Raw genomic sequence first — 15,585 nt, 5'->3', positions numbered from 1 at the left:
CATGTCACAGATAACCGGCCGGGAGCGCCGCTGGCTGCTGGTATCCACAGGCGCCGCTCTCGTTGTATACGCACTGCTGTGGCTGGGTTATGTGTGCCGATGGAGCTGGCTGTCAGATCTCGATAACGCGGCGCTGAACCCCGCGCACGCATATGGAGCCGCCCATCCGGGCTGGGTCACCGCATGGGGTGTGTTCTGCACTGTGTTGGGCCCCGGAGCATTCCGCATCGCCGTCGCCATCATGGTGATCGTGCTGCTGATACAGGGCCAACGACGACCGGCCCTGTTCCTGGTCATCACCGTGGAGCTCAGCGCGCTGGTCACCGAGGTGGCCAAACTGCTGGTGGATCGGCCCCGCCCGGCGACCGCATTGGTGAGTGCGTACTCGACGTCATTTCCCTCCGGACATGCGTTGGGCGTCCTCGTCGGCGTGCTCGCACTGCTCACGGTGTTCTCACCGAAAACGGCTGTCGCGCTGCGCCCGTGGCTCGGTGTGCTCGGCGCGGCGCTGATTCTCACGATCGGGATCGGCAGAGTACTGCTCAACGTTCATCATCCCTCGGATGTGCTGGCGGGCTGGGTACTGGGTTACGCGTACTTCGTCGCCTGCCTGCTCGTGTTCCCGCCGTGGCCCCTCAAGGCAGGGGGCGCAGCACAGCCAGCGCCCGGTAACGAACCGTGAAGCGGGCCTCCACGATTTTGTCGCCGGCCTCACCGTCGCGCGCGAGGACAGTGGGGCCGTCCACTGCGGTAAAGGAAAACTCGGGCACCTGCAGCTCGTGGTAGAGCGGGCTGCGCTGCAGCCGCCCGAGCGCCAGCGCCATCACTATCCTTATCCGGCTGAACTTGCGGCCGGTTTCCAAGATCCGCACATCGATGAGGCCGTCATCCAGGCGGGTCCGCAGTGAGGGGGCGAAACCCGATGGCAGATAAGCAGAATTACCCAGAAATAACAGCGATGTCTGGACGGTTCTGTTATCGAACCGGATGCGCACGGGATGGTCGCGGCGCAGCATGTGCAGCATCGAGTACACACTCGCCAACGGCTTACCTATTCGGCGCTCGAGCTTCTCGCGGATCTGCACGAACTTCGGGTACGAGCCGATACTCGCGGTGTTGATCACCACCTGGTCCTCGTTCAGGTAGACCAGATCGACGCGGCTGGCGCTCCCCCGGCGGATGGCATCGACAGTCTTGGCCACGCTGTCACAGCCGATATCCCTGGCGAAGTGGTTGAAGGTGCCGCCGGGAAAAACCGCCAGCGGCGTATCGGTCTCGGCCGCGACACCGGCGGCACATGCCACCGTGCCGTCACCGCCGCCCACCGCGAGCACCTCGGCGCGGCCCGCCGCGCCACGCATCACGTCGATGACATCATCGTCTTTGTTCAGTTCGACTATCTCGGTGCGGGGCAAGGCTTTCCGTACCTGTTCCAGAATCCGCTGCCCGGTTCCGTCGCCGGAGGCCGGGTTGACGACTAGGACCACGCCCTGGCCCTCGGGTCGCGCGGCGGTGTCCACCCACAGCGGCTCTGCGGCGCGGACCGCGGTCGGCGCGATCGGCGGCACCACGCGGGCACCCAGCACCGCTATTCCCGCGCCAATCCCGAACCCCGCGAACACATCACCGGGGTAGTGAACTCCGGTGGCCACGCGGGACAGACCGACGAGCCCGGCTAGCAGTGAAAGGCCCAGACCCAGCGGCGGGCTCTCGAGGCCGGCACCCACCGCGAAGGCCGCCGCGCTCGCTGAATGACCGGAGGGCAGCGACGACGACGTGGGTATGCGCCGACTGCGCCGCACCAGCGGCACCGACATGTGGTCCGGCCGCGCACGTCGCCTGAGCCGCTTGGCCACCTGGTTGGTGATCGCGCTCGTCACCGCCAATGACAGCAGCCCACGGGTGGCACCCCGCTGCATGGCCGGCTTGCCGAATATGGCCAGCCCCACGCCGATACCGATCCAGAGCTTGGAATGATCGGCGGCGCGAGTGAGCCGCGGCATGACGGTGTCCAGCAGCGGGCTCGGTGACTCCGCGACGGCTTCGAACACCTCTCGGTCAAGCGTGCCGAGGCCATCGCCAATCTGTCGCAGACCACGCAGACCACGCAGAGAACGCAGAGACGACAAGAAGCCCATGGAATTCAACATATCCGCGCCTGGGCCGTGGGCGCTGTGGATCGTCGCGGCCGGGGATCAGCAGCTGACCGCGGGCGGTTTACCGCCGGCCCGGAACGACACGTGCACGTGATCCATATGGTTGGCGGTCGGGCTGCCCCGGTTCTCCATCATCGACCAGCCGTTGCCGTCGTTGTACCGCTGCTGCCAGATCACGTACGTCACACCCAACCGCTCACGGTTGGCCAGCACAAAGCTCGCGAGCGCGCTGCCGGTCGCGTTCGAGCTCGTCATGAAGTCCAGGGCCAGACCGCGTCCGTGGTCGCCGCCGCCGCCACGCCCGCTGGAACCGCCGATGTCGCCGATACCGAACATCGTCTTCAGGAAGTTTCCCGCCTGCGCCACCGCCGGCTGTGCGCCCGCCAACACCGTCGAACACGGCTTGATGGCCTTGGCTCTGGCCTCCAGGGCCAGCGCCTCCGCCGAGATATAGCGCCGGTCCCGCTGCGCACGCGGCAGGTCGGCGATGAGCACAATCGCCTTCTGTTCGGGTTTGATCGAAAGCTGAACATCCGGTCTCTCGACTTCGCTCACAACACCCATCACGGCGGCACCGGCAACGAGTGACAGAGCGAGGCCCGCGACGCGCGAGAGCGGCACCGCGGGCCTCTTCTCACCGTCTTTCGCACGCCATCTCGCCGAGATCACCCGGTCAGATTACGAAACGATCACGCTTCTGTCACGCCGACGGCAAAGAATGTGGCAAATCTAGCCACGCTTCGGAGGTGCGTTGCGGGTAGTGACAGCGATGCGATTCCAGGCGTTGATCGTCAGGATCATCCCGATGATCTGTCCGAGCTCGCGTTCGCTGAAAACCGCCGCCGCCCGCGCATAGGTGGCATCAGACACGTGCTCACCAGCGGAAAGGACGGTCGCCTCCTCGGTCAGTGCCAGCGCGGCCTTCTCGCGTTCGGTGTAGATATCGCCGGCCTCGGCCCAGGCATTCAGCAGGTAGATGCGCTGCTCGGTCTCACCCTGCTTGCGGGCGTCGTGGGTGTGCATATCGAGACAGAACGCACAGTGATTGAGCTGCGACGCGCGGATCTTGATCAGCTCGGCGAGGCCGGGCTCGACGTCCTTGGCCGAGGCGATGCTCAGCGCCATCATGGCCTCGTAGACCTCGGGGGAGGCCTTCTCCATACGGAGTCGGCGCTGGTGGGTCGGGGCGTTCAGCGTTTGTGTCATGTCCTCCACCGTAGAAGCAGAAAGACCCATTTTCATGGTTCAATTCCGGCATGAGTTCATGGGCCAATTTGAGAACAGCAGAGGCCCGGCCCCTCAGCCATGACCTGCATCTCGACGTGCGACACGCCATCACGCCCGGGGCCCGGGGCGTGCGCGACATCCTGATTTCCGCGCTTCGTGAGTCAGTCCGGTCCGGACGCTTGACGGTGGGGGCGATGCTGCCTCCCTCCCGCACTCTGGCGATCGACCTCGGGCTGGCGCGCAACACCGTCGCCGAGGCCTACGCGGAGCTCGTTGCCGAAGGATGGCTCGAATCGCGGCAGGGCTCGGGCACCCGCGTGGTCAATCGTGGCCAGAACCTGGGGGTGCCTCCCGCTCGCGGGGGCTTCCCGCCTCGACCACACGGAGCGGGCTCTTCCCCACCGCACAACCTGATGCCCGGCTCCGGGGACGTCACCGCTTTCCCGCGCACGGACTGGCTCGCCTCCGTGCGCCGCGCGCTGAGCAACGCCCCGCATGAGGCCTTGCGAGCAGGAGATCCCCGCGGACGCCCCGAATTGCGCTCTGCCGTCGCCGAATACGTGGGCCGCGTGCGGGGTGTGCGAACCTCGCCCGATTCGGTCGTCATCTGCGCAGGCACCCGTCATGCCGTGGAAATCCTCACCCGAATGTATGGGCTGACCCGGCCGATCGCCCTGGAAGCGTACGGGCTCTTCATCTTTCGCGACTGCATCGAAGCAACGGGCGGCTCCAGCACCCCGATCGGGTTCGACGAGGAGGGCGCTGTGGTCAGCGACCTCGACACCCTCGACGTGCGCGCCGCCATGATCACTCCCGCGCACCATTTCCCGCATGGACTGCCGTTGCATCCGGCACGGCGCACCGCGGTAGTGGATTGGGCACGCCGCACCGACTCGTATGTCCTGGAAGACGATTACGACGGTGAATTCCGATACGACCGCCAGCCCGTCGGCGCGCTACAAAGTCTCGATCCCGATCACGTGGTGTATCTCGGCTCGGCGAGTAAGAGCCTGTCCCCCGTAATCCGCCTGGGATGGATGGTGCTGCCACCGGATCTGGTGGACGCCGCCGTGGCGGCTGCCGGCGGCGGGCAGTGGTACGTCGACGCCATCTCGCAACTGACCATGGCGGACTTCATTGCCAGCGGCCATTACGACCGGCACGTCCGGCGGATGCGCGGCCGATACCGGCGCCGGCGCGACCTACTCGTCGCACGACTTTCGGAGTACAACGTCGGGGTCCGGGGCCTGTCGGCCGGACTGCACCTGCTGCTGACGCTGCCCGAGGGCGCCGAACCCGACGTGCTGTACCGAGCCGGTGAGGCGGGCGTGGCGCTGGCCGGCCTGTCACGGCTGCGGCACCCCCTGGCCGGTGCGCATGTCCCCGACCCGGACGGAATCGTGATCAGCTTCGGCACCCCGTCCGATCACGGTTTCGTGCCCGCCGTCGACGCGCTGTGCGGTGTGCTGACGGCCACAGGCCTCTAGAACGGCCTTCGGATGGCACCGTCTGGCAGTGCCATGCCTCGTCATGGCAGCAGATCGGCGCGATGGTCGAAGCATGCCCATTTTCGAGTCCTCCGCCGGCCCCATCCACTACCGCGATACGGGAGACGGCCCTCCTATCGTCTTCGTACACGGGCTGTTCGTCACCGGCACCATGTGGCGCAAGGTCATCGAGCCGCTGAGCCAACGGTTCCGCTGCATCGCGCCGGACTTGCCCCTAGGAGCCCACAAGACGCCGATGCATCCGAGCGCGGATATCGGCCCCCGCGGTGTGGCCGGGCTGATCCGAGAACTCATCGAGTCCCTCGATCTACGCGATGTGACCGTCGTGGCCACCGACACCGGCGGCGCCATCACTCAGCTGCTGCTCGTCGGCGGCAGTGAGCGGATCGGCCGCGTGGTGCTGACACCCTGCGACTCGTTCGACAACTTCCTGCCGAAGTCGATCCGAATCTTCCAGTATTGGGCGCGCGTCCCCGGCACCGATTTCGTGCTGCGCCCGTTCAAGCTCAAGATCGCACAGCGCGCGCTCGGTAACACCCTTGCCAAACACTCCATCCCCGAGGACGTGCTCGGCGAGTGGGTCCGGCCCTTGCTGCAGCAGAAGGGTGTGCGCCGCGATGTGCGCGCGTTCCTCAGCCGGATCGATCACCGCGACACCCTGGCCGCCGCAGAGACGCTGCGCACCTTCGAGCAACCGGTACTGCTGCTGTGGCCGCGCACGCTGCCATTCTTCCCGTTCGCGCATGCGCAACGGTGGGTACAGCTACTGCCCGACGCGAAACTTGTCGAGGTCCCCGACAGCTACACCTTTGTCAGCGAGGACCAGCCCGAGTTCATGGTGAAGGAGATCGAGGCGTTCGTCCCGCAACGAGTGTGAGCGGTTACTCGTCCTCTTTGGCGTGGTCGGCGACTCCGGGGTTGGGATCTCGCGACAGGTCGATCAGCGGATCAATGCCTTCGCCTTCGGCCCGTTCGTGCCTTCCGTGCTCTGGAGTCGTCATGGTTGTCCCTCACGCGTCGATGTTCCAGCAATCCTTGGCGACCCTACCTGCGCGCGGAAAGTCACGCGCGGGGTCCCGTGATCGGCGCCATGGGATCACACCTGACATAGGCTCTGGGCCGTGTCAGATGCCCCAGCCGAGCAGGCACCGCTGTCGCTGACCAGTCAAGCGGCCCGTTTCGTCATCACCGGCGGGCTCTCGGCCATCGTCGACTTCGGGCTGTATGTGCTGCTGCTGCACTTGGGCCTCCAGGTCAACGTCGCCAAGTCCATCAGCTTTGTCGCGGGAACCACCACCGCCTACCTGATCAACCGGCGCTGGACCTTCCAGGCCGAGCCCAGCCGGACCCGGTTCATCGCGGTGATGGCTCTCTACGGCCTGACCTATGCCATCCAGGTCGGCATCAACTACGTGTTCTACATGCAGTTAGAGGACAAGCCGTGGCGGGTTCCGGTGGCCTTTGTCATCGCTCAGGGGACGGCGACCGTCATCAATTTCATCGTCCAGCGCGCTGTGATCTTCCGGATACGCTGAGCCGCTACGCTCAATTACCGATGACAACTCCGAAGTCCGAGCTACCTCTCACTCCTCGTACCCTCACCGGGTTCGGCCGCACCGCACCCACCGTGGCGCAGGTGCTCTCCACTCCCGATGTCGACGTCATTGCCGAGGCCATACGGCGGGTCGCCGACGCGAGCCCCAGCAGCCCCGACTATCTGCGCCGCGGCATCGTGGCGCGTGGCCTGGGCCGTTCCTACGGTGATCACGCGTGCAACGGCGGCGGGATCGTCGTGGACATGACACCGCTGAACAAGGTGCACTCGATCAGTGCCGAGACCGCCATCGCCGACGTCGACGCGGGCGTGAGCCTGGATCAGTTGATGAAGGCAGCGCTCCCCTTCGGCCTGTGGGTTCCTGTGCTGCCCGGTACCCGTCAGGTCACCGTGGGCGGTGCCATCGGCTCGGACATCCACGGCAAGAACCATCACAGCGCCGGCAGCTTCGGAAACCACGTCCAGTCCCTGGACCTACTGATGGCAGATGGCGAGGTGCGCACCATCACGCCCGATGGGCCGGACAGCGAGCTGTTCTGGGCCACCGTCGGCGGTAATGGGTTGACGGGCATCGTCGTTCGCGCCCGGATCGCCATGACACGCACCGAGACGGCCTACTTCATCGCCGACGGTGTCGCCACCCGGGACCTGGATGAAACCATCGCGGTGCACCAGGACGGCAGCGAGGACAAGTACACCTACTCGAGCGCCTGGTTCGACCTGATCAATCCGCCGCCCAAGCTGGGCCGCGCGGCCGTCAGCCGCGGAAGTCTCGCGCGACTGGACCAATTGCCCGCGAAGCTGGCCAAGGACCCGCTCAAATTCACTGCGCCGCAACTACCCGGCTTTCCCGACCTCTTCCCGGTCAACTTCATGATCAAGCCGTCGCTCATGGCAATCGGTGAGGCGTTCTACCGGATGAGCGGCAACTACCAGGGCAAGATCGTCAATCTGACGCAGTTCTATCACATGCTCGACATCACGACGGGCTGGCAATACGCTTACGGCCCAACCGGTTTCGCGCAGCATCAGTTTCTGGTGCCGCCCGATGCACTCGATGAGTTCAAGGGCATCATCCGCTGGATCCAGACCCAGGGCCACTACTCGGCACTGAACGTCTTCAAGCTGTTCGGCCCGGGCAACAAGGCGCCGCTGAGCTTCCCGATGAAGGGCTGGAATGTCGCCATGGACTTCCCCAACAAACCCGGCGTCAACGAGTTCCTCAACGAGCTCGACAACCGTGCCATGGAGTTCGGCGGCCGGGTGTACACCGCCAAGGATTCACGGGTAAACGCGGAGAAGTTCCACAAGATGTACCCACGCGTTGACGAGTGGATCGCCACCCGACGCAAGGCCGACCCGCACGGCGTGTTCGCCTCCGATATGGCCCGCCGCCTCGAGCTGCTCTAGAAAGGCTTCAGCCACACAATGATTGACGCAACGGGTAACCCCCAGACCATCCTGCTGCTCGGCGGTACCTCGGAGATCGGCCTGGCCATCGTCGAGCGCTACCTGAAGAACGCCAAGGCGCGCGTCATCCTGGCCGACCTGCCCAACGCACCCAAGCGCGAGGCCGCCATCGAGCAGATCAAGTCTGCCGGGGCCAAGTCGGTCGAGTACCTGGACTTCGATGCCGTCGATACGAAATCCCACCCCGCACTCATCGAATCCGCTTGGGCGCAAGGCGACGTGGATGTCGCCATCGTCGCCTTCGGTGTCCTCGGGGACGCCGAAGAGCTCTGGCAGAACCAGGCCAAGGCGGTGCTGAGCGCACAGGTCAACTACACCGCCGCCGTCTCCGTCGGCGTGCTGATCGGCCAGAAGATGAAGGCACAGGGTTTCGGTCAGGTCATCGCGATGTCCTCGGTTGCCGGCGAGCGGGTCCGCCGGTCGAATTTTGTCTACGGCTCAACCAAGGCGGGCCTCGACGGGTTCTACCTCGGCCTCGGAGAGGCGTTGCGCGAGTTCGGTGTCCACGTGCTGGTGGTGCGTCCGGGCCAAGTCCGCACCACCACGACGATCGAACATTGGAAGGCTACCGGCGCCAAGGAGGCTCCTTTCACCGTCGACAAGGAGGAGATCGCCGAGCAGGTGGTGACTTCGGCTGCCGCGGGCAAGGAGCTGATCTGGGCGCCCGGCCAATGGCGCTATGTGATGTCGGTGCTGCGCCACGTTCCGCGGCCCATTTTCCGCAAGTTGCCCGTGTAATCACGTCGACATGACAGCCCCGACGACTGTGACGGCGCGACAGCATGTGCTGGACACCACCAAAGACCTAATGCTCGCTGCCGTCATGGCCGCTGCGGTCAGCGCCGTCGCGCTCGTCGCGATCGCGCGGGTGGAGTGGCCTGCCTTCGGATCATCCAACCAGCTGCACGCCCTGACCACGGTCGGGCAGTTCGGTGCCATCGCCGGGTTGGTGCTGGCGGGGGTCCTGTGGCGCAGGGGGCGCCAGGCCATCGCGAAAGTGCTTTCGCTGCTCTTCTTGTCGACGTTCACCGTGGTCACTCTGGGGATGCCCTTGGGCGCGACCAAGCTGTACCTGTTCGGAGTCTCGGTGGACCAGCAGTTCCGCACCGAGTACGTGACACGGTTCACCGACTCGCCCGCGCTGCACGATATGACCTATCCGGACATGCCGCCGTTCTATCCGGCCGGCTGGTTCTGGATCGGCGGGCGCCTGGCGGCGCTCACCGGAACCGCGGGCTGGGAGATGTACAAGCCGTGGGCCATTACCTCCCTGGCCATCGCAGTATGCGCGGCGTTTGTGTTGTGGAACAAAATGATTCGCTTCGAGTACGCACTCGTGGTGAGCACGGCAACCACCGCGGCCACCCTCGCGTACACGTCCGCCGAGCCGTACGGCGCCATCATCACCGTGCTACTGGTCCCGGCACTGGTACTCGGATACAGCGGGTTACGCGCCACCGGCCGCACCGGCTGGGCAGCAGTGGTGGGCTTCGGCGTCTTCCTGGGGTTCGCCGCGCTGTTCTACACGCTGCTCTTCGGATTTGCGGCACTGACCATCACCGTGGCGGCCACGGCGGTGGCCATCGGCCGATGGCGACAGCACGGCTGGCAGTCGATAAGAGAACCCGCGTGGCGTTGGCTGGCCATCATGGCCATTGCCATCGCTCTCGCGCTTGTCTTCTGGGGACCGTACGTGGTTGCCACACTGAGCCGTTCATTGGAGAAGGCGGCATCGGCACAGCACTACCTGCCCAATGACGGTGCCGAATTGTCCTTCCCGATGCTGCAGCCCACCTTGCTCGGCGGACTGTGCCTGCTCGGAACCATCTGGCTTGTGGTCCGGGCACGGGGCTCGGCGCGCGCGGGCGCTCTGGCGATCGGCGTGGTCTCCGTCTATCTCTGGTCACTGCTGTCCATGCTCGCCACGCTCGCCAAGACCACCCTGCTCTCGTTCCGGCTCGTACCCACCCTCACCGTGTTGCTCGTCGCCGCGGGTGTCTTCGCCTTCGTCGAGGTGGCTGCCTGGGCAGCGCAGCGCAGCAAGGCCGCGACGCTCGTGGCGACCGCCATCGGCCTGGCCGGCGCACTGGCATTCAGCCAGGACATCCCCAACGTGCTCCGCAATGACATCGTCATTGCATACGCCGATACCGACGGCACCGGCCAGCGCGCCGATCGACGGCCGCCCGGCCCGGAAAGTCACTACGGCGCCATCGACAAGGCCATCACCGAGATCACCGGCAAGCCGCGCGATGAGACCGTGGTGCTCACCGCCGACTACAGCTTCCTGGCGTTCTACCCGTACTACGGCTTCCAGGGACTCACCCCGCACTACGCGAACCCCCTGGCGCAGTTCGACAAGCGTGCGGCCGCGATCAAGAGCTGGGAAGACCTGCACACCGCCGATGAGATGATCCATGCGCTCGACGCACTCCCCTGGCGGGCCCCCACAGTCCTTCTCATGCGCCAATCCGGTGACAACTACTCCCTGCGGCTCGCCAAGGATGTCTATCCCAACCAGCCGAATGTGAAGCGATACACCGTCACGCTGAACAAGCAGTTGTTCGCTGACCCGCGGTTCAGCGTGCGAACCATCGGGCCCTTCGTCCTGGTTGTGCGGGTTCCCCCGCGCACTTAGCGCTCTTCGCGCAAGCCACTCATGGCACGCCAACTAACATCTTCCTCCGTGACGGTTCAGGGCAATGCGACGGAGAAGGTCGCCGACAACGGCGACGGCGACTACCGCAGGGCCCGGCTGATCGCGATCGTCACCGGTTTCCTGGGTGCGCTGCTGGCCATCGCCACTCCACTGCTGCCGGTCCGGCAGGACACCGCTGCGCTGAACTGGCCCCAGAACGGCACCCTCGCGAGTGTCGACGCGCCCCTGATCGGATACGTCCCCACCGACCTCACCATCACGGTGCCCTGTGCGGCAGCCAAGGGCCTGCCCGACCGCAACGTGCTGTTGTCCACGGTGCCCAAGCAGGCACCCAACGCCGTGGACCGCGGCATGCTGATCGAGCGCACCGGTGGCGACCTCGTCGTGATCGTGCGCAACGTACCGGTGGTCTCCGCTCCGATGTCCGAAGTCACCGGCCCCGACTGCCAACGACTCGAAGTAACCGCGCATTCGGACAAGGTGACCGGGAAGTTCGTCGGCCTTACGCAGGGAGCCAAGGATGCCAAGCCCGGGCAGCCGCGCGCCGGGGAACGCGGTGGGTACGACTTCCGGCCACAGATCGTCGGCGTGTTCACCGACCTATCCGGACCCGCCCCCGAGGATCTGAATCTCTCGGCCACCGTCGACACCCGCTACAGCAGCTCTCCCACCGTCATCAAGTTCATCGCGATGATCCTCGGCGTCCTACTGACCGGCATCTCGCTGATCGCCCTGCACACTCTTGATGCGGCCGACGGACGCAGGCACAAGCGCTTCATGCCTGCGGGCTGGTGGAAGCCGCGGCCGCTCGATGCACTGGTCGGCGCGGTATTGGTGTGGTGGCATTTCGTCGGCGCCAACACCTCTGACGACGGCTACATCCTCACCATGGCCCGCGTCGCGGAGCGCTCGGGGTACATGGCCAACTACTACCGCTGGTTCGGCACCCCCGAATCGCCCTTCGGCTGGTACTACGACCTGCTGACCATCTGGGCGCACGTCAGCACCGCCAGCGTCTGGATGCGCCTGCCCACGCTGATCATGGGTTTGCTGTGTTGGGCGGTCATCAGCCGCGAGGTCATCCCGCGGCTGGGTCACGCCGCGCGCACCAATCCGGTGGTGCCCTGGACGGCGGCCGCGATGTTCCTGGCGTTCTGGCTGCCGTTCAACAACGGCCTGCGGCCCGAACCGATCATTGCCCTGGGCATCCTGTTGACATGGTGCTCGGTCGAGCGGTCCATCGCCACCAACAGGCTGCTTCCGGCGGCGGCCGCGTGCATCATCGGCGCACTCACCTTGTTCTCCGGGCCGACGGGTATCGCCTCCATCGGTGCACTGCTGGTCGCGATCGGACCACTGCGCACCATCGTGGGCAAGCGTGCGAAGCGATTCGGCTACGCCGCGCTCCTCGCACCGATTCTGGCGGCCGGGCTGGTAACGCTGATCGTCATCTTCCGGGATCAAACCCTCGTCGGAGAGATCCAGGCCAACGCACTCAAGTCGGCCGTCGGACCATCACTGAACTGGTTCGACGAACACGTCCGGTACGAACGGCTCTTCCTGCCCACCACCGACGGCGCCATCTCCCGGCGGTTCCCGGTGCTGGCCCTGGTCACCGCGCTCGGTGTGGCCGTGGCGATGACATTGCGCAAGAACAAGATCCCCGGTACTGCGAGCGGCCCCAGCCGCCGGATCATCGGTATCACCCTGATCTCGTTCGTCGCGATCATGTTCACCCCCACCAAGTGGACCCACCACTTCGGGGTGTTCGCCGGCCTGGCCGGATCGCTGGGCGCACTGGCCGCGGTGGCAGTGACCGCAGCGGCGATGCGCTCCCCACGTAACCGCACGCTGTATGCCGCGATCGTGCTGTTCGTCCTCTCACTCTCGTTCTCCAGCGTGAACGGCTGGTGGTACGTCTCCAACTTCGGCGTGCCTTGGTCGAATTCCTTCCCGCAGTGGCACTTCGGCATCAGTACCGTGTTCTTCGGCCTGTGCGTGCTGGCCATCTTGTTGGCAGCATGGATGCACTTCACGGGCCGTGACCATCCCGGCCGCACTCCGGTGCATCCGGTGCTGGCACGTGTGGCCGAATCTCCCCTGGCCGTCGGCACCTGGATCGTCGTGATCTGGTCGGTGTTCTCGCTGACCGCAGGCATGGTCAACCAGTACCCCGCATGGTCGGTGGGACGTTCCGACCTCGATGCGCTGCGCGGGCACGGCTGTGGGCTGGCCAACGACGTACTGGTGGAGGAGAGTCCGAACGCCGGGATGCTGCAGCCCATCGATGCCCCCGTCGGGCAGGCCCTGGCCGCCGACACCAACATCTTGTTCAATCCCAACGGGATTCCGTCGGATGTGTCCGCCGACGAGGAGAACAATCCGCAGAGCTCCGACAGCTTTGTGGAACGCGACAAGAGCGGTAACGCGGCCGGAAGCCAGGAAGGTACCGAAGGCGGCACCACGGTTGCCCCCGGCGTCAACGGATCATTGGCCCGGCTGCCCTTCGACCTCAAGCCCGAGACCACGCCTGTCATGGGCAGCTATCAGATCGGCAGCCAACGTGCCGCCCGACTGCAGTCGGCGTGGTATCGCCTGCCTCCCAAGGACGCCACCAAACCGCTGATCGTCCTCGCGGCGGCTGGCCGCTTCGATCCGGTCGAGCTGCAGGTGCAGTTTGCCCGGGAAGACGGAAAGGTCATGGGCGCCATCTCGTTTGCCGACCTCGGCCCGGCGCCTGCATGGCGGAACCTGCGAATGTCCCGCGACGCCATCCCGACTGAGGCCACCCGGATCCGGCTCCTTGCCATCGATGACGATTTGGCTCCGCAGCACTGGATAGCGGTCACCCCGCCCCGGGTTCCCTCACTGCGCACGTTGCAGGAAGTGGTGGGCTCCGATCCGGTGTTCCTGGATTGGCTTGTGGGGCTCGCCTTCCCATGTCAACGCCCGTTCGACCATAAGAACGGGGTCATCGAGATCCCGAAGTGGCGCATTCTTCCCGACCGCTTTGGCGCGGAGGCGAACTCACCGGTGATGGACTACCTTGGCGGCGGCCCGCTGGGCATCACCGAACTGCTGCTGAAGGCGACACCGGTGCCGACCTATCTGCAGAACGATTGGTTTCGCGACTGGGGTGCGCTGCAACGGTTTACGCCGTACTACAAGAACGCCACCGTGGCACAGCTGCAGCTCGGAACCGCTGTGCACAGTGGACTCTGGACGCCCGGGCCGCTGCGTAAGAGCCGGTAGAACCAGTATCCGGCACTTGGCTGATTCTCGATAGAAACTGGCAATTTACCGGAAGCCAGTAGCCGGTCCGCCGACTTCAATGGGGTTGTCTCCACAGAGATCCCAGAGGGGCGGAAGCAGATTGGACCCTGGCCCGCCCCTCTGGACTACCAACCCAGAGGAAGGTTCCTGCGATGTTACGGCAGTTCGTCATGGCCGCGTGTTTGACGGCGTCCCTGGTCACGGCCCCTGCGGCCGCAGCCAAACCCGATAACGAGCCCTGCCCATATCACCCGGTCAAGATCGATCCCAAATGCGAGCGCTCCGGGGCGGTCCGGGAAAGGTCGCCACACAATGACTAGAGCGGGATCACTTCTCCAGGGCACGCACGAGTAAATCCTTGATCTCGGACTGACCCTCTTCGAGCGCCCGGACCCGCGTGTTGGTGTCGTCGAGTTTTGACTCGACTACCGCACCGGTTATCTACAGGTCTCATCCCGCGCCGGGACCAGGGTTTTCGACGCATTTTCGCGAAGGGGAGACGCAGCACACGGCGCGTCGGCGAAGAGTCAGTCATCTTGTGCGCGAACAAATTCCGTAAAACCAGGAATGGTGAACTCCAGGAGCCCATGGCCCGCGACGGCGATGAGGCCTCTGTCGATGAGGCCGGCGCGCGCGGCGCTTATCGCCCGCGAATCCCGGCCCATGACGGCTGCGATATCGGACCGGGTCGCCAAGCGATCATCGGTCAGCGACTGCGCCATCGCCGACATGAACTGCCGCTGCACCGGGGTGGCGTTGTTCCAGCGTGCGCGAAAGAGCGAGTCCATATCCTCGGCGACCTGACGCGCGGCGTGCTCAACATCGGACATCCTGATCTGGCCCCCGGGATCCGGATATCCGGCGCGCGCCCAGGCCGCGTCCGCGTATAGCTGCAAGGTGTGCGGATACCCGCTCGTCTGCGCAATCACGGCATCGAGCGCGTCCTGGGCCCACTCGACCCCGACCGCGCCGGCAGGCTTGACGAGCGCCACTCGGGACGCGTCCGCACCGAGACGATGCAGGGTGCGATAGGCAAATCGCTCACTGAATGTAGCTGCGGCACTGATGATCTCAGGCGTTTGCGGCAGGCCGGCCGCAAACACTCCGGCGGGCAGGGTGTCGGCCTCGGCCTGCAGATCCTGCCACGTCACGGCCAAGGTACGCAGCCCCACCCGGTCGGCGTCCTGAACCTCGTCGATCAGCAGCACCAGGCCGCGGTGTCCCTCGTCGCGCGCCGCCGTGGCGGTCTCGATGATCAGTTCCTTGAACGACGGACCAGACATGGCGGATTGCGCGCTCTGTGCCGGTTTGACGGTCGCGCCGACCTGAGCCACGCCCGGCACGCCCGCGGTGATGCTCACCTGATCGATGGCGCGCAGCAGGCGGCCGCGTGATTTCTTCTTCCACGCCGTGACGCGGGCGCGAATCTGGGTCGCTATCGCCGCCGCGAGTGGCTCGTCTCCTCCCGCGGTGACCCACACCGTCACCACACCGCGGGCCTCCGCATCGCGCTGCACCTCGCGCAATAGTGACGTCTTTCCGACTCCACGCGGGCCGGTGTCGACGCGGATACGCCCGATCAGCCGGCCGAGCTCGGCCATGTACATCAGCCGCTCACCGATCTCGGCAAGCTGTTCTGCCCGGCCGACCACCTCGCGTGCCACCTGGCCTGGTGTGTACGGGCTCGGCTGCATAACGTCCTACCTGATACTTATTGATACTGAGTCAGTTGTATCA

12 protein-coding genes and 1 pseudogene are annotated in these 15,585 nt (G+C 65.5%); 8 read left to right on the top strand and 5 right to left on the bottom strand.

Going from position 1 to position 15,585, the window contains the following annotated elements; genetic code table 11:
• Nucleotide 1: 1 nt before the first annotated feature.
• Nucleotides 2–682, top strand: coding sequence for a phosphatase PAP2 family protein (locus AC5Y5C_RS05090; protein ID WP_499969650.1), 681 nt, complete (start codon nt 2–4; stop codon nt 680–682).
• Here AC5Y5C_RS05090 and AC5Y5C_RS05085 read toward each other — a convergent pair.
• The 3 genes from AC5Y5C_RS05085 to AC5Y5C_RS05075 form a co-directional block, all read right to left on the bottom strand.
• Complete coding sequence (locus AC5Y5C_RS05085; protein ID WP_499969649.1) at nt 636–2,150, bottom strand: bifunctional phosphatase PAP2/diacylglycerol kinase family protein; 1,515 nt, start codon at nt 2,148–2,150, stop codon at nt 636–638. The genes AC5Y5C_RS05090 and AC5Y5C_RS05085 overlap by 47 nt on opposite strands.
• A 45-nt stretch (nt 2,151–2,195) precedes the next feature.
• On the bottom strand, nt 2,196–2,777 hold the full coding sequence (locus AC5Y5C_RS05080) for a VldE C-terminal domain-containing protein (protein WP_499970592.1): 582 nt from the start codon (nt 2,775–2,777) through the stop codon (nt 2,196–2,198).
• Between the two features lie 108 nt (nt 2,778–2,885).
• A complete protein-coding gene (locus tag AC5Y5C_RS05075; RefSeq protein ID WP_499969647.1) occupies nt 2,886–3,362 on the bottom strand; it encodes a carboxymuconolactone decarboxylase family protein in 477 nt (158 codons plus the stop codon).
• Nucleotides 3,363–3,412: 50 nt separating this feature from the next.
• Between AC5Y5C_RS05075 and pdxR the strand changes: the two genes are divergently transcribed.
• The 7 genes from pdxR to AC5Y5C_RS05040 all read left to right on the top strand — a co-directional run bounded on the left by pdxR (nt 3,413) and on the right by AC5Y5C_RS05040 (nt 13,827).
• Complete coding sequence (gene pdxR / locus AC5Y5C_RS05070) at nt 3,413–4,870, top strand: MocR-like pyridoxine biosynthesis transcription factor PdxR (RefSeq protein ID WP_499969645.1); 1,458 nt, start codon at nt 3,413–3,415, stop codon at nt 4,868–4,870.
• Between the two features lie 73 nt (nt 4,871–4,943).
• The gene (locus AC5Y5C_RS05065) at nt 4,944–5,768 is read left to right on the top strand and encodes an alpha/beta fold hydrolase (protein WP_499969643.1); all 825 of its coding nucleotides are present in this window, start codon (nt 4,944–4,946) and stop codon (nt 5,766–5,768) included.
• Between the two features lie 244 nt (nt 5,769–6,012).
• Complete coding sequence (locus tag AC5Y5C_RS05060) at nt 6,013–6,426, top strand: GtrA family protein (RefSeq protein WP_499969641.1); 414 nt, start codon at nt 6,013–6,015, stop codon at nt 6,424–6,426.
• Between the two features lie 20 nt (nt 6,427–6,446).
• Entirely contained in the window at nt 6,447–7,856 is a 1,410-nt protein-coding gene (gene dprE1 / locus AC5Y5C_RS05055; protein WP_499969640.1) for a decaprenylphosphoryl-beta-D-ribose oxidase, read from the top strand.
• An 18-nt stretch (nt 7,857–7,874) separates the two neighbouring features.
• A complete protein-coding gene (gene dprE2 / locus AC5Y5C_RS05050; RefSeq protein ID WP_499969638.1) occupies nt 7,875–8,654 on the top strand; it encodes a decaprenylphospho-beta-D-erythro-pentofuranosid-2-ulose 2-reductase in 780 nt (259 codons plus the stop codon).
• Between the two features lie 10 nt (nt 8,655–8,664).
• On the top strand, nt 8,665–10,554 hold the full coding sequence (locus tag AC5Y5C_RS05045) for a galactan 5-O-arabinofuranosyltransferase (protein WP_499969636.1): 1,890 nt from the start codon (nt 8,665–8,667) through the stop codon (nt 10,552–10,554).
• A gap of 21 nt (nt 10,555–10,575) precedes the next feature.
• Nucleotides 10,576–13,827, top strand: coding sequence for an arabinosyltransferase domain-containing protein (locus tag AC5Y5C_RS05040; RefSeq protein WP_499969634.1), 3,252 nt, complete (start codon nt 10,576–10,578; stop codon nt 13,825–13,827).
• Nucleotides 13,828–14,175: 348 nt separating this feature from the next.
• Here the strand turns inward: AC5Y5C_RS05040 and AC5Y5C_RS05035 are convergent.
• Both AC5Y5C_RS05035 and AC5Y5C_RS05030 read right to left on the bottom strand, forming a co-directional pair.
• A pseudogene (locus tag AC5Y5C_RS05035) lies at nt 14,176–14,268 on the bottom strand (hypothetical protein); the annotation flags it as partial.
• 107 nt (nt 14,269–14,375) lie between these two features.
• Entirely contained in the window at nt 14,376–15,542 is a 1,167-nt protein-coding gene (locus tag AC5Y5C_RS05030; RefSeq protein WP_499969632.1) for an ATP-binding protein, read from the bottom strand.
• Nucleotides 15,543–15,585 lie beyond the last annotated feature (43 nt).

Source organism: Mycobacterium sp. NGS15, assembly GCF_059813245.1.
The sequence above is the reverse complement of the archived record's forward strand: the minus strand, read 5'-3'. Positions and strand labels throughout refer to the sequence as shown.

Coding starts and splice junctions, on each gene's coding strand:
- dprE2 (WP_499969638.1), top strand. CDS start 7,875: ATGATTGACGCAACGGGTAACCCCCAGACCATCCTGCTGCTCGGCGGT.
- AC5Y5C_RS05075 (WP_499969647.1), bottom strand. CDS start 3,362: ATGACACAAACGCTGAACGCCCCGACCCACCAGCGCCGACTCCGTATG.
- pdxR (WP_499969645.1), top strand. CDS start 3,413: ATGAGTTCATGGGCCAATTTGAGAACAGCAGAGGCCCGGCCCCTCAGC.
- AC5Y5C_RS05090 (WP_499969650.1), top strand. CDS start 2: ATGTCACAGATAACCGGCCGGGAGCGCCGCTGGCTGCTGGTATCCACA.
- AC5Y5C_RS05040 (WP_499969634.1), top strand. CDS start 10,576: ATGGCACGCCAACTAACATCTTCCTCCGTGACGGTTCAGGGCAATGCG.
- dprE1 (WP_499969640.1), top strand. CDS start 6,447: ATGACAACTCCGAAGTCCGAGCTACCTCTCACTCCTCGTACCCTCACC.
- AC5Y5C_RS05045 (WP_499969636.1), top strand. CDS start 8,665: ATGACAGCCCCGACGACTGTGACGGCGCGACAGCATGTGCTGGACACC.
- AC5Y5C_RS05085 (WP_499969649.1), bottom strand. CDS start 2,150: ATGTTGAATTCCATGGGCTTCTTGTCGTCTCTGCGTTCTCTGCGTGGT.
- AC5Y5C_RS05030 (WP_499969632.1), bottom strand. CDS start 15,542: ATGCAGCCGAGCCCGTACACACCAGGCCAGGTGGCACGCGAGGTGGTC.
- AC5Y5C_RS05065 (WP_499969643.1), top strand. CDS start 4,944: ATGCCCATTTTCGAGTCCTCCGCCGGCCCCATCCACTACCGCGATACG.